Source organism: Pseudomonas sp. LBUM1678 (assembly GCF_059695575.1).
In genome coordinates, this window is sequence record NZ_CP166775.1 from 1039718 (window position 1) to 1052414 (window position 12697).

At 60.0% G+C, this 12697-nt stretch carries 12 protein-coding genes and 1 pseudogene; 7 read left to right on the forward strand and 6 right to left on the reverse strand.

What is annotated here, in order from left to right; genetic code table 11:
- Nucleotides 1–30: 30 nt before the first annotated feature.
- On the reverse strand, nt 31–822 hold the full coding sequence (locus ACA070_RS04555) for an IclR family transcriptional regulator (protein ID WP_497450201.1): 792 nt from the start codon (nt 820–822) through the stop codon (nt 31–33).
- 165 nt (nt 823–987) lie between these two features.
- On the opposite strand from ACA070_RS04555, the gene hmgA reads away from it, so the two are divergent.
- The 3 genes from hmgA to maiA are packed head-to-tail and all read left to right on the forward strand — an operon-like array spanning nt 988 to nt 4248.
- Nucleotides 988–2292, forward strand: a complete 1305-nt coding sequence (gene hmgA / locus ACA070_RS04560; RefSeq protein WP_497450202.1) for a homogentisate 1,2-dioxygenase — start codon at nt 988–990, stop codon at nt 2290–2292.
- A gap of 3 nt (nt 2293–2295) precedes the next feature.
- Nucleotides 2296–3600 (forward strand): fumarylacetoacetase, encoded by a 1305-nt coding sequence (fahA, locus tag ACA070_RS04565; RefSeq protein ID WP_497450203.1) that lies wholly within the window; start codon nt 2296–2298, stop codon nt 3598–3600.
- 12 nt (nt 3601–3612) lie between these two features.
- Nucleotides 3613–4248 (forward strand): maleylacetoacetate isomerase, encoded by a 636-nt coding sequence (gene maiA / locus ACA070_RS04570; RefSeq protein WP_497450204.1) that lies wholly within the window; start codon nt 3613–3615, stop codon nt 4246–4248.
- Between the two features lie 111 nt (nt 4249–4359).
- Here the strand turns inward: maiA and ACA070_RS04575 are convergent, their stop codons facing one another.
- Complete coding sequence (locus tag ACA070_RS04575) at nt 4360–5163, reverse strand: SirB1 family protein (protein WP_497450205.1); 804 nt, start codon at nt 5161–5163, stop codon at nt 4360–4362.
- Nucleotides 5164–5346: 183 nt separating this feature from the next.
- Here ACA070_RS04575 and ACA070_RS04580 point away from each other — a divergent pair, with 183 nt between their 5' ends.
- Nucleotides 5347–6366, forward strand: coding sequence for a Glu/Leu/Phe/Val dehydrogenase family protein (locus ACA070_RS04580; protein ID WP_219095759.1), 1020 nt, complete (start codon nt 5347–5349; stop codon nt 6364–6366).
- A 160-nt stretch (nt 6367–6526) separates the two neighbouring features.
- Here ACA070_RS04580 and ACA070_RS04585 read toward each other — a convergent pair.
- A pseudogene (locus ACA070_RS04585) lies at nt 6527–6781 on the reverse strand (YebG family protein); the annotation flags it as partial.
- A 335-nt stretch (nt 6782–7116) separates the two neighbouring features.
- On the opposite strand from ACA070_RS04585, the gene ACA070_RS04590 reads away from it, so the two are divergent.
- The gene (locus ACA070_RS04590) at nt 7117–7617 is read left to right on the forward strand and encodes a phosphate-starvation-inducible protein PsiE (RefSeq protein WP_131061150.1); all 501 of its coding nucleotides are present in this window, start codon (nt 7117–7119) and stop codon (nt 7615–7617) included.
- Here ACA070_RS04590 and ACA070_RS04595 read toward each other — a convergent pair.
- The 3 genes from ACA070_RS04595 to ACA070_RS04605 all read right to left on the reverse strand — a co-directional run bounded on the left by ACA070_RS04595 (nt 7614) and on the right by ACA070_RS04605 (nt 10887).
- Complete coding sequence (locus ACA070_RS04595; RefSeq protein ID WP_497450206.1) at nt 7614–7931, reverse strand: DUF3509 domain-containing protein; 318 nt, start codon at nt 7929–7931, stop codon at nt 7614–7616. The genes ACA070_RS04590 and ACA070_RS04595 overlap by 4 nt on opposite strands.
- A gap of 216 nt (nt 7932–8147) precedes the next feature.
- Nucleotides 8148–9449, reverse strand: a complete 1302-nt coding sequence (locus ACA070_RS04600; RefSeq protein WP_497450207.1) for an HAAAP family serine/threonine permease — start codon at nt 9447–9449, stop codon at nt 8148–8150.
- 61 nt (nt 9450–9510) lie between these two features.
- The gene (locus ACA070_RS04605; RefSeq protein ID WP_497450208.1) at nt 9511–10887 is read right to left on the reverse strand and encodes an L-serine ammonia-lyase; all 1377 of its coding nucleotides are present in this window, start codon (nt 10885–10887) and stop codon (nt 9511–9513) included.
- 135 nt (nt 10888–11022) lie between these two features.
- Between ACA070_RS04605 and ACA070_RS04610 the strand changes: the two genes are divergently transcribed.
- Together ACA070_RS04610 and ACA070_RS04615 are read left to right on the forward strand one after the other, a co-directional pair.
- The gene (locus tag ACA070_RS04610; protein WP_497450209.1) at nt 11023–11970 is read left to right on the forward strand and encodes a LysR substrate-binding domain-containing protein; all 948 of its coding nucleotides are present in this window, start codon (nt 11023–11025) and stop codon (nt 11968–11970) included.
- Nucleotides 11971–12183: 213 nt separating this feature from the next.
- The gene (locus tag ACA070_RS04615; RefSeq protein ID WP_497450210.1) at nt 12184–12591 is read left to right on the forward strand and encodes an HPF/RaiA family ribosome-associated protein; all 408 of its coding nucleotides are present in this window, start codon (nt 12184–12186) and stop codon (nt 12589–12591) included.
- Nucleotides 12592–12697: the final 106 nt, after the last annotated feature.

Below are 12697 nucleotides of genomic sequence, written 5' to 3' on the forward strand. Positions count from 1 at the left end.
GGGTGAATGACCGCCTGATAATGAGTAGTGTCAGGCGGGTCGGAAGGGTTCATACCCCATCCGCCAACTCACGGCCCGCGTCGCCGCTAGCAATCGCTGCGCCGCCGGGCCGTTTTCGTCGGCGTGAAAGAGTGAGGTCGGGCCAACGATGGTCAAGACCGCCGCGACATTCCCCACGGCGTTGAATACCGGTGCCGACAAGGCGTCTACCCCAGGCATCAACAACCCATGGACATGATGCAGGCCGCGTTCGCGGATCTGTTCGCACAAGGCCATATAGGTTTGATCGTCCGCCAAGACGTGGTCGGCAGCGTTTTGCAGTTCCTGATCGCGCAAGTCCACGGTTTCCCGCTTCGGTAGAAATGCGCCAAACACCAGGCCAGTGGATGAGCTGAGCAACGGCAACACCGAGCCCAACTGCGTCACCACCGTCACCGCGCGCACGGCCGGTTCGATATGCACCACGGTCGCACCCTGATTGCCCCACACCGCCAGAAAGCAGGTTTCGTTCAGTTCATCGCGCAACTCGGCCAAGGGCAGGGCGGCGACTTTCAGCACGTCCATACTGTTGAGTGCGGCAAGGCCGACGCGCAAGGCTTCACGGCCCAGGCCATAGTGATTGGTGGCCGTGTTCTGCTCGGCAAACCCACTGGCGATCAGCGCCTGCAAATACCGATGAACCTTGCTTGCCGGCATCTGCACGTGTTCCGCCAGGCGTGACAACGAGGTCGAGGGCGACAACTCCGCCAGTGCCTTGAGGATGTCAGTACCGACCTCGGCCGAGCGGACTTTCTGTTTGTCGTTGTTGCGCGGCGTTTCCATGAAGGCGGTCTGATCCCGGGACGAATGGGCGTCTTTATAGCTTGACGGTCAATACCAATCAAATTACGTTATGCGTAATCGAATTACGACAAAAATAACCCGGGCATGCCGAGAACTCTGCAGCAGAGCGACAGGCCATTGCCTACTCCCTGTTCAGGAGGCTCCATGAACCTCGATTCAACGGCGCCAGCGCTGGCTTATCAATCAGGCTTCGGCAACGAATTCAGCAGCGAAGCGTTGCCTGGCGCACTGCCCGTCGGCCAGAACTCCCCGCAAAAAGCCCCTTACGGCCTCTACACCGAACTGTTCTCCGGCACCGCGTTCACCATGGCCCGCAGCGAAGCGCGGCGCACCTGGATGTACCGGATTCAGCCGTCGGCCAATCACCCGGCGTTCGTCAAACTGGATCGGCAACTGGCCGGTGGCCCTTTGGGTGAAGTGACCCCCAATCGCCTGCGCTGGAACCCGCTGGACATCCCGACCGAGCCGACCGATTTCATCGATGGGCTAGTGAGCATGGCCGCCAATTCGGGCGCGGACAAACCGGCCGGGATCAGCATTTACAGCTACCGCGCCAACCGCTCCATGGAGCGCGTGTTCTTCAATGCCGACGGTGAAATGTTGCTGGTACCCGAGCAGGGTCGCCTGCGCATCGCCACCGAATTGGGCGTGCTGGAACTGGAGCCGCTGGAAATCGCCGTGCTGCCGCGCGGTCTGAAATTTCGCGTCGAATTGCTCGACCCGCAAGCTCGCGGCTACATCGCCGAAAACCATGGCGCGCCACTGCGCCTGCCAGACCTGGGGCCGATCGGCAGCAACGGTCTGGCCAATGCCCGGGATTTCCTGACGCCCGTCGCGCATTACGAACACCTCAAGCAACCGACCACCCTGGTGCAGAAATTCCTCGGCCAGTTGTGGGGCTGCGAGCTCGATCATTCGCCGCTGAACGTCGTCGCCTGGCACGGTAATAACGTGCCGTACAAATATGACCTGCGCCGTTTCAACACCATCGGCACGGTCAGTTTCGACCACCCGGATCCGTCGATTTTCACCGTTCTGACGTCGCCGACCAGCGTCCACGGCCTGGCCAATCTGGACTTCGTGATCTTCCCGCCGCGCTGGATGGTGGCCGAGAAAACTTTCCGTCCGCCGTGGTTCCACCGCAATCTGATGAACGAATTCATGGGCCTGATCAAGGGCGAGTACGACGCCAAGGCCGAAGGCTTCGTGCCCGGCGGTGCGTCCTTGCACAGCTGCATGAGCGCCCACGGCCCGGACGGCGAAACCTGCACCAAGGCGATCAACGCCGAGCTGGCACCGGCGAAAATCGACAACACCATGGCGTTCATGTTCGAGACCAGCCAGGTGTTGCGCCCGAGCCGTTTCGCCCTGGATTGCCCGCAACTGCAAAACAATTACGATGCCTGCTGGGCCACGCTGCCCGCCACTTTCGACCCGACCCGGAGATAACCCATGACTCAGACTTCCATCACTCGCAGCTGGGTTTCTTCCGCCAACGGCCATGCTGATTTCCCGCTGCAAAACCTGCCGCTGGGTGTGTTCAGCGTGAACGGCTCGGCACCGCGCAGCGGTGTGGCCATCGGCGAACACATTTTTGATCTGGAAGCCGCACTGGACGCAGGCCTGTTCGAAGGCGTCGCAAAAACTGCAGTAGAAGCCACCCGTGGCGGCCAGCTCAATGCGTTCTTCGAGCTGGGTCGCGAGGCTCGCGTTGCCTTGCGTGAACGTCTGCTGGAACTGTTCGCTGAAGGCAGCACCCTGCACGGCAAGATCGAAGCCCAAGGCGCAAAACTGCTGCCACTGGCGGCGAATTGCGCGATGCACCTGCCAGCGAAAATCAACGATTACACCGACTTCTACGTCGGCATCGAACACGCGCAGAACGTCGGCAAACTGTTCCGCCCGGATAACCCATTGCTGCCGAACTACAAGTACGTACCGATCGGCTACCACGGCCGCGCCTCGACCATTCGCCCGTCCGGCACCGACGTTCGCCGTCCGAAAGGCCAGACCTTGCCGGCCGGCCAGACCGAGCCGACGTTTGGCCCGTGCGCACGTCTGGATTACGAACTGGAGCTGGGCATCTGGATCGGTCAGGGCAACGACATGGGCGACTCGATCGCCATTGGCGATGCTGCCGATCACATTGCCGGTTTCTGCCTGCTCAACGACTGGTCGGCGCGCGACATCCAGGCCTGGGAATACCAGCCGCTGGGGCCGTTCCTGTCGAAGAGCTTTATCACCAGCATCTCGCCGTGGGTCGTGACGGCCGAGGCGCTTGAGCCGTTCCGTCGTGCTCAGCCGGCGCGCCCGGAAGGCGACCCGCAGCCGCTGCCGTACCTGTCCGACAAGCGTGATCAAGCCGCAGGCGCATTCGACATCGAGCTGGAAGTGCTGCTGCTCACAGAAGGCCTGCGCGAGCAAAAACTGCCGGCCCATCGCCTGACACTCAGCAACACCAAACACATGTACTGGACCGTGGCACAAATGGTCGCGCACCACAGTGTCAACGGTTGCCAATTGCAGGCCGGTGACCTGTTCGGTTCGGGCACCTTGTCGGGGCCGGAAAACGGTCAGTTCGGCAGCTTGCTGGAAATCACCGAGGGCGGGAAAAAGCCGATCGAACTGGCGTCGGGCGAGATGCGCAAATTCCTTGAAGACGGCGACGAAATCATCCTGCGCGCCCGTTGCAGCCGCGACGGTTTTGCCTCCATCGGGTTCGGCGAATGCCGTGGCAAAGTGATCGCAGCACGCTAAGAGGATCGAGTCATGGAGCTCTATACCTACTACCGTTCGACGTCTTCTTACCGGGTGCGCATCGCGTTGGCACTGAAGGGCCTGGATTACCAGGCACTGCCGGTCAACCTGATCGCGCCGCAAGGTGGCGAGCACCGGCAAACGCCGTACCTGGCCATCAACCCGCAAGGCCGGGTGCCGGCCTTGCGCACCGATGAAAGCGAGCTGTTGATTCAGTCACCGGCCATCATCGAGTACCTGGAGGAACGTTATCCACAGGTGCCGCTGCTGTCCAAAGACCTGGCCGCGCGCGCTCACGAGCGTGGTGTTGCGGCAGTGATTGGCTGCGACGTGCATCCGCTGCACAACGTCAGCGTGCTCAACAAGCTGCGGCAACTGGGCCACGATGAACCGCAGGTGGTGGAGTGGATCGGCCACTGGATCAGCCAGGGGTTGGCGACGGTTGAGCAGTTGATCGGGGAGGAGGGGTATTGCTTTGGGGCGCAGCCGGGTCTGGCGGACGTCTATCTGATACCTCAATTGTACGCAGCCGAGCGGTTCAACATTTCGCTTGAAGCGTATCCACGGATTCGTCGAGTGGCGGCACTGGCGGCGCAGCATCCCGCTTTCATCAAGGCTCACCCGGCTAACCAGCCCGATACCCCCTGAAGCCTCACGCCGGCCCAATGTGGGAGCGAGCCTGCTCGCGATGAACGATAACGCGGTTTACCTGATAAACCGCGTCGTCTGAATCGCGAGCAGGCTCACTCCCACAAGGGATCAATGGACGATCGAGTTGGGTGGTAGATGCCCCAAGCGTTCAGTCAGGCGAATCCGCTGGATCGGGTCGTCGCTGAGCAGCAGCGCATGCTCCAGGTCGAAGCGTTCGGCGTTCGGGCAGTCCAGCCGTTGATAGAGGCTGGCCCGGGCCAGGTAATCGGAGGCGTTGGCGTTGCCCAGTTCCAGCACGCGCTCGGCGTCGATCAGGGCGCCGATGTAGTCATCGTGGGAAAGGTATAACTGACGCAGGTTGCGTGACAGACGTTGCAGCATCTGCGCCGGCTCGGCGGTCAGCAAATGCTCGGCGTTGAGTTTCATGTTCGGGCCGTACTGGCGTTGCAGCAATTCACGGCAATCGTTGGGGTACAAGCGGCGCCCGCCGCACGGGTCCAGCAGATGATCGGCCCCCGGCACCCGCAGCAGGAAGTGCCCGGGGAAATTGACCCCGACCATAGGGATCTCCAGGCGTTTGGCCAATTCCAGCGCAATCAGCCCCAGGGACAGCGGCTGACCGCGCCTGAGCTCCAGCACCTTATTGAGCAGTGCCACTTGCGGGCGCAGCGGCGTGAAGTCGTCCTGGGCGAACCCCAGGTCATTCATCCGCCGCAACAGCGGCTGGGCCAATTCGCTCACCGGCAACATCGGTAAGCCATAACTGACCCGCTGTTGCAGGTCTCGGAAGTCTGCCAGGACTTTTTCGGGATCCACCTCTTTGTCGTGCTCGGCCGCCATCCACAGCGCTGCCTCGAACAGCGCGGGCGGTGATCGTTGCAGGCAATCAAAAAAATGTTGGCGCGGGGTCATCAAAATCTCCGGGCAATGCCTCGTTTTAGCCCCGTCGCCGGCATTCGTCCAGTGCTGCACACATGCGGTATCAGGTTATGTCCGAAAGCCTGCATTGCGGCGCTGCTTATTCCGGTGCGCTTCTGCAAATTTTGGGCGCAAGCCTATACTGGCGACTACAAGAAGTGATTCGGGAGCCCGACGATGTTCGCTCTCATGCAAAGCACTCGCCTTGAATCGCTGCATCTGAGCGTCGATCCGGTCACCGGGTTGAAGGCGGTCATTGCCATCCATAACAGCCGTCTGGGGCCTGCCCTGGGGGGATGTCGTTACCTTGCCTATCCCAGCGACGAGTCTGCGGTCGAGGATGCCATTCGCCTGGCTCAGGGCATGAGTTACAAGGCGGCGCTGGCTGGCCTGGCCCAGGGCGGCGGGGTGGCGGTGATTGTTCGACCGGTGCATGTGGAAAACCGCGCCGCGTTGTTCGAAGCCTTCGGACGCTGCATCAATCAGCTCGACGGGCGCTACATCACCGCGATCGACAGCGGCACTTCGGTGGCGGACATGGATTGCATCGCCCAACAGACCCAACACGTCACCAGCACCACTTCAGCGGGCGACCCGGCACCTCACGCAGCGATGGGCGTGTTCACCGGCATTCGTGCCACCGCCATGGCTCGTCTGGGTAGCGATAACCTCGAAGGCCTGCGAGTGGCCATTCAGGGGCTGGGCAACGTCGGCTATGCCTTGGCCGAACAACTGCACGCCGCTGGCGCCGAACTGTTGGTCAGCGACATCGATCACGGCAAGGTGCAATTGGCGATGGAGCAACTGGGCGCTCACCCGATTGCCAACGACGCGCTGCTCAGTACGCCGTGCGACATTCTCGCGCCCTGCGGCCTGGGCGGTGTGCTCAACAGCCACAGCGTGACGCAACTGCGCTGCTCGGCGGTGGCCGGTTCTGCAAACAATCAGCTGACTCACCTGGAAGTCGCGGATCAACTGGAGCGGCGCGGGATCTTGTATGCGCCGGATTACGTGATCAATTCCGGCGGGCTGATCTACGTTTCGCTCAAACACCGTGGCGAAGAGCTCACGACAATCACCGCACACCTGTCGAAAATCGCCTCGCGGCTGACCGAAGTCTTCGCCCATGCCCAGGCCGAAAAACGGTCCCCGGCACGGGTAGCGGACGAGTTGGCGGAGAAAGTGCTGTACCGCTGAGCCATACCTTTACTCCAGACATGAAAAAGGCCCTGAGCCATTCGACTCAGGGCCTATTCAATTTGGGCGTCGTTTACTTCGGTGTCTTGGCAGCTTTGGCTGGCTTGGTCGGCTCAGCGGCTTCAGCCACTTCTACCGGTTCAGCCTTTTCAACCACTTCTGCCGGCGCATTCAGCAGTTCGGACAAAGCATCCGGCTGGCTCTTGAATGCCTTGGCAAATACATCGCGGTTCTTCGCCATGTAGATCCCGGCTTCTTCCACTTGCTGTTCGGTCAGGGACGGAACGGCTTTTTGCAACACTTCAGCCAGCAATTCAGCCAGTTCGAGCATTTTGTCATGACGGTCAGCTTCGGCTTTATCCATGAACAAGCGCTCCAGATCTCGGCTGCTGCGGTATACCACTTCGACGGCCATTCACCACCTCACATGCCTTCACGATAGTTGTCTGTTTCGACCACTGTATTTATATACAGCGAAAAGGATAAGCGAATCCCTGCGCTTTGGGTAGTGGCTTTTTAATGTAGACCGAAATCAGGGTTTGTCAGGTGGACCGAGGTGCTCCAATCGCGAGCAAGCCCACTCCCACAGGTTTGGAGGTGGCCGGGGTGGGTGCGACCAAACGCCACGGAGCGCGTTTTAGAGCACCTCGCCATCATATGGCAGGCGCCTCTGGCCTTTTTTCTGCATGCAGAACAACCGTCACGTCAAACCCGCATCATCCGCTCGAACCGAGCTAAGGAAGAATCATCGTGAAAATCAACTGGGCCGAGAACCTGCGGCAGAACGTGCATCAATTGGCCGAGTCCCTGGGCAACCTGTTCGTCGAGACCTTCCATTACCTGGCGCTTTTCGCCATCGGTGCAGTGACCGCCTGGGCGGCGGTGATGGAATTTCTGGGGATGATCGAAGAAGGGGACATCAAGATCGATGACATCTTGCTGCTGTTCATCTACCTGGAACTGGGGGCGATGGTCGGGATTTACTTCAAGACCAACCACATGCCGGTGCGCTTTCTGATCTACGTGGCGATCACGGCGCTGACGCGGCTGCTGATTTCCAACGTCTCGCACCACAATCCGCCGGACCTTGGCATCATCTACCTGTGCGGCGGGATTCTGCTGCTGGCGTTTGCGATTCTGGTGGTGCGTTACGCTTCGTCGCAATTTCCTTCGGTAAAGATCGAGAACCCGCAACGCAAGATCGGTGCGGGTTCCGGTGAACATCCAGAAGTGGAGAAGGGCGAGATTTAAAGCCCGATGGTTGGGCGGGGCTTGGCTTTGACTTGGGGCGGCGGCGGGTTGCGATTGTCGCCATCGGTCATGGCTTCGAGGATCGTCATGGCGCTGTGGCCCTGTTCGATGGCGATGCCGAACTGAATGCTTTGCACCAGGCGTTTGAGGCGCTTGGGGTCATTGCGTTGTTCGGCGCTGATCATCCGCTTGGCAACCACATGGCCGCTGTTGGAGAGGGTCAGCATGATGCTGCCGTCCAGACCCTGAATGCTCAGGTTGATCTGATAGTCCGCTGCAAAGGCATCGGTAATGAGCTGAAATGGGTTGTCCATGGTGCGTCACCGCCTGATTGAACGTGCAGTTGTTGACCGGCCATGATCGGGTTGGTTCGCACTACCAGACCATCGGCAGGCCGCTCGCTGAGGTTTTCAAAAGTCCTTTTGCCTCGCCGGTGATGTAGCAAGGGACGTGCCGGAAAAATTGTCGAACAATGATCGTGGCAAAAAAGAGGCGGGCCCTGTGGCCCGTCTTCTTTTTGCCTGCCCGTTTCAGGGCATGAACGAGTAAATGATCGCTGACAGTGCAATCAAACCGATCAGCACCACGAACACGTTCGACGCCTGGCCGGAGTACTGGCGCAAGGCCGGCACGCGGCGGATGGCGTACATCGGCATCAGGAACAACAGGCACGCAATGACCGGCCCGCCGAGGGTTTCGATCATGCCGAGGATGCTCGGGTTGAAGGTCGCCACGGCCCAGCAGCTGAGGATCATGAACAGCGCGGTGAGGCGGTTCAGCCAGCTCGCGGACATCACTCGGCCACGGCCCCGCAGGCTTTTCACGATCAGGCCCTGAAAGCCTTCGCTGGCGCCGATGTAATGGCCGAGGAAGGATTTAGTGATCGCCACCAGCGCAATCAGCGGCGCGGCATACGCGATGACCGGGGTCTGGAAGTGGTTGGCCAGGTACGACAGGATCGAGATGTTCTGTGCCTTCGCCGCCGCCAGATCGGCCGGGGACAGCGCCAGCACGCAGCTGAAGCAGAAGAACATCACCGTCACCACCATCATGGCGTGGGCGATGGCGAGAATGCCGCTGCTCTTGCGCTCGGCGTGCTCGCCGTAGCGCTGTTTCTGGTCAACGGCGAAGGCAGAAATGATCGGAGAATGGTTGAACGAGAACACCATGACCGGGATTGCCAGCCACAAGGTCTTGAAGAACAGCGGCATCGGCATGCCTTCGCTGGCGGTGGCGAAGAACGCACCGTTCCAGTTTGGGATCAGGCTGAAACCGAGCAGCAGCAACGCCGCGACGAATGGGTAAACCAGCACGCTCATGCATTTGACGATGACGCCCTGGCCACACCGCACGATCGCCATCAAGCCGAGGATCAACACCAACGACAGAATCGCTCGCGGTGGCGGGGCGATGTGCAATTGATGCTCCATGAAGCTGCTTAAGGTGTTGGTCAGCGCCACGCTGTACACCAGCAGAATCGGGAAGATCGCGAAGAAGTAAAGCAGCGTGATCAGCTTGCCAGCGCCAACGCCGAAGTGTTCTTCCACCACTTCGGTGATGTCTCCGGAGCGACCTGACAGCACGAAACGGGTCAGGCCTCGGTGAGCAAAGTAGGTCATCGGAAACGCCAGCACCGCCAGGATCAGCAGCGGCCAGAAGCCGCCCACACCGGCGTTGATCGGAAGGAACAGCGTGCCGGCGCCAATCGCCGTGCCGTAGAGGCCGAGCATCCAGGTGGTGTCGTGTTTGCTCCAGCCCTTGGTGGCTATGGCTGTGTCGCGTGTGAGTTCTACAGCAGGATTATCGGCAGCAGGTGTAGGTACATCGGTCATCGTTTGGCCTCGTTATTGTTCTTGCTCGGGCTCACGGTTACGGGCGGTCAGGGAATGCTCCTCAGCACTCCACCCAGCTCACTGCCAGGCCGCCCCGTGAAGTCTCTTTGTATTTGTCGTGCATGTCGGCGCCGGTATCGCGCATGGTGCGGATCACCCGGTCCAGGGAAATGAAGTGTTTGCCGTCACCGCGCAGGGCCATTTGCGTGGCGTTGATCGCCTTCACGGCAGCAATCGCATTGCGTTCGATGCACGGCACCTGCACCAGGCCGCCGACCGGGTCGCAGGTCAGGCCGAGGTTGTGTTCCAGGCCGATTTCGGCGGCATTTTCCAGTTGCTCGGGTGTGGCGCCGAGTACGTCCGCCAGACCGGCAGCAGCCATGGCGCAGGCAGAGCCGACTTCACCTTGGCAGCCGACTTCGGCACCGGAGATAGACGCGTTTTTCTTGCAGAGAATTCCTACGGCCGCCGCGCCCAAAAAGAACGCGACAACGTCATCGTCCGACGCGTCCGGGTTGAATTTCATGTAGTAGTGCAGCACTGCCGGAATGATCCCAGCCGCACCGTTCGTCGGCGCCGTCACCATGCGTCCGCCCGCTGCGTTTTCTTCGTTCACGGCGAGAGCAAACAGGTTGACCCACTCCATGGCCGACAAGGTGGAAGTGATGACATTCGGCTTGCCGATTTCCAACAGACTGCGGTGCAATTTCGCTGCGCGACGGGGAACATTCAGACCGCCCGGCAGGATGCCTTCGTGACGCATGCCTTGCTCGACGCACTCGCGCATCACCGACCAAATGTGCAGCAGACCCTGACGGATCTCGGCTTCGCTGCGCCAGGCCAATTCGTTGGCCATCATCAACTCGGAAACGCGCAGACCGTGTTGGTTGCAGAGTTTGAGCAATTCGGCGGCACTGGAAAAATCGTACGGCAACACCACGTCGCTGGTCGGCGCGATGCCGGACTCGGCTTCCGCCGCTTCGATGATGAAGCCGCCGCCAATTGAGTAGTACGTTTGCTCCGACAGTTCACCGGTTTCGCCGAAGGCTGTCAGGGACATGGCATTGGGATGGTAAGGAAGGCTTTCGTCGAGCAGCAGGAGATCCCGTTGCCAGTTAAAGGCAATAGTCTTTTGGCCGGCCAGAGACAGTTCGCCGGATTCGCGCAGGGTGTGGATGCGGCTGTCGATGGTGGTCGGATCGATGCTGTCCGGCCATTCGCCCATCAGGCCCATGACGCAGGCACGATCGGTGGCGTGGCCGACGCCGGTGGCCGAGAGGGAACCGTAAAGGCGGATTTCGACCCGACGGACGGCGTCGAGCAAATCCTGGTCAATCAGTGCCTGGGCAAAGGTCGCCGCGGCGCGCATCGGGCCGACGGTGTGGGAACTGGACGGACCGATGCCGACTTTGAAGAGATCGAAAACACTGATAGCCATGCTAAAGCCTATACAAGCAATGGAAGAGAAATCGCTGCCATTTTTGTAGGACAAGCGCAATGTCGGCGATACTGCCTACCTCGGTCCTTCGTGACCAACGAAACTTCCTAAGAAAGCCTTTAGCAGGACTAAACAATGAGTCGCCAATTGCACGCCCAGACATACGTTTGGCTGCACGTGTTTTCCTGTGCCGCGCGGCACTTGTCGTTCACCCGTTGCGCTGAAGAGCTGCACATCACGCCGGGTGCAGTCAGTCAGCAAATTCGCCAACTGGAAGAGCGATTGGGCTTTCGCTTGTTTCACCGCCGTGCTCGCGGTGTGGAATTGAGCGCCGAGGGCCAGCGACTGGCCATTACGGTCAACGAGGCTTACGGCAGCATCGATGCGGAATTGCGACGACTGGATGCGGGAATGATCAGCGGGATTCTGCGTGTGCGTTCAATTCCATCGTTCCTGAGCAAATGGCTGACCCCGCGCCTGCCGCGATTGCAGCAGCGCTTTCCGGACATTCAATTGCGCCTGGTGGCCGAGGACAGCAGCGTGCCGCTGCACGAGGGTGACTTCGACCTGGCGATCGACCTGAATGACGGCAGTTATCCCGGGTTGTTATCCACAACCCTGCTCGACGAGCAGATCTTCCCGGTCTGCGCCCCCAGCCTGCTGCGCGGGCGACCACCGCTGCACGGTCCGGCGGGCCTGATTCACTTTCCGCTGCTGCACGACATCACCGCCTGGCGCGGCAGTTACGAGTACGCGGAATGGGAGTTCTACCTCAATGCCATTGGCTTCGAGGGCGCGGACGTGCGGCGCGGGCATACCTTCAATCGCAATCACCTGACCATCGAAGCGGCGATTGCCGGCATGGGTGTAGCGATTGCGCGGCGAACGTTGCTCAACGATGAGCTGGAGCGGGGGACGCTAATTGTGCCGTTTGGTTTGGCGGTGCCCAATCACAAGCGTTACGTGCTGCTCTATGCGCCTGGCGCGCTGAGTCATCCGGGCGTCCGTGCGGTGCATGATTGGCTGGTAGAGGAGGCGGGGATTTTCCGGACTCTGCACCCACTGGCGGAGCGGCAGATGTGAGTAATTGTGACGAATAAGCGAGTCGACCCAACTCCCGACCTTAACAGCGCTTTTGGCCGTTGTCCGACTTTTTTTGCGAATCCATATTTATCTTTTTTTAGGGGTTGAAATGTTCTGCGCGCAGACCGATTGTGTAAGTAAGAGGCCACGGTGATGACGCCCAAGGGCCAGCCGATGCGCCTCTCGCAAGCTAGCTGAAATAAGGGATGAACTATGCAAATCCAAGTCAACAGCGATAACCATATTCAAAGCAGCATCCGACTGGAGGAGTGGGTACGTACTACCATTGAGAGCACGCTTGAACGTTATGAAGAGGACCTGACACGCGTCGAGGTTCATCTGCGGGACGAGAACGGCGACAAGCCAGGTCCCCATGACATGCGCTGCCAGCTGGAAGCGCGGCCAAAAGGCCACCAACCGATTTCTGTCACTCATAAAGCCGCTAGCCTGGAACTGGCGATCGACGGTGCGGCCGAAAAACTTGAACACGCGCTTGAGCATCTGTTCGGCAAACTGCGGGGCAAACCACGTGCCGCTGTGGTGCCGTTCGAACGAGTCGCTGCCGATGCGCTGCTGGAAGACGAGTTTCTCGAGAACGAACAGGCTGCACAAAACGGCTGAAGCCTGATTTAATTTTTACCTTCCCACTGAAAACGGGCCTGCTGATGCAGGCCCGTTCTCGTTTGCGGTGTTCACCGATTCCGCTGGCTCCATGATTACCTGTGGC

Coding starts and splice junctions, on each gene's coding strand:
- ACA070_RS04605 (WP_497450208.1), bottom strand. CDS start 10,887: ATGGCTATCAGTGTTTTCGATCTCTTCAAAGTCGGCATCGGTCCGTCC.
- hmgA (WP_497450202.1), top strand. CDS start 988: ATGAACCTCGATTCAACGGCGCCAGCGCTGGCTTATCAATCAGGCTTC.
- ACA070_RS04615 (WP_497450210.1), top strand. CDS start 12,184: ATGCAAATCCAAGTCAACAGCGATAACCATATTCAAAGCAGCATCCGA.
- fahA (WP_497450203.1), top strand. CDS start 2,296: ATGACTCAGACTTCCATCACTCGCAGCTGGGTTTCTTCCGCCAACGGC.
- ACA070_RS04575 (WP_497450205.1), bottom strand. CDS start 5,163: ATGACCCCGCGCCAACATTTTTTTGATTGCCTGCAACGATCACCGCCC.
- ACA070_RS04610 (WP_497450209.1), top strand. CDS start 11,023: ATGAGTCGCCAATTGCACGCCCAGACATACGTTTGGCTGCACGTGTTT.
- maiA (WP_497450204.1), top strand. CDS start 3,613: ATGGAGCTCTATACCTACTACCGTTCGACGTCTTCTTACCGGGTGCGC.
- ACA070_RS04580 (WP_219095759.1), top strand. CDS start 5,347: ATGTTCGCTCTCATGCAAAGCACTCGCCTTGAATCGCTGCATCTGAGC.
- ACA070_RS04595 (WP_497450206.1), bottom strand. CDS start 7,931: ATGGACAACCCATTTCAGCTCATTACCGATGCCTTTGCAGCGGACTAT.
- ACA070_RS04555 (WP_497450201.1), bottom strand. CDS start 822: ATGGAAACGCCGCGCAACAACGACAAACAGAAAGTCCGCTCGGCCGAG.
- ACA070_RS04600 (WP_497450207.1), bottom strand. CDS start 9,449: ATGACCGATGTACCTACACCTGCTGCCGATAATCCTGCTGTAGAACTC.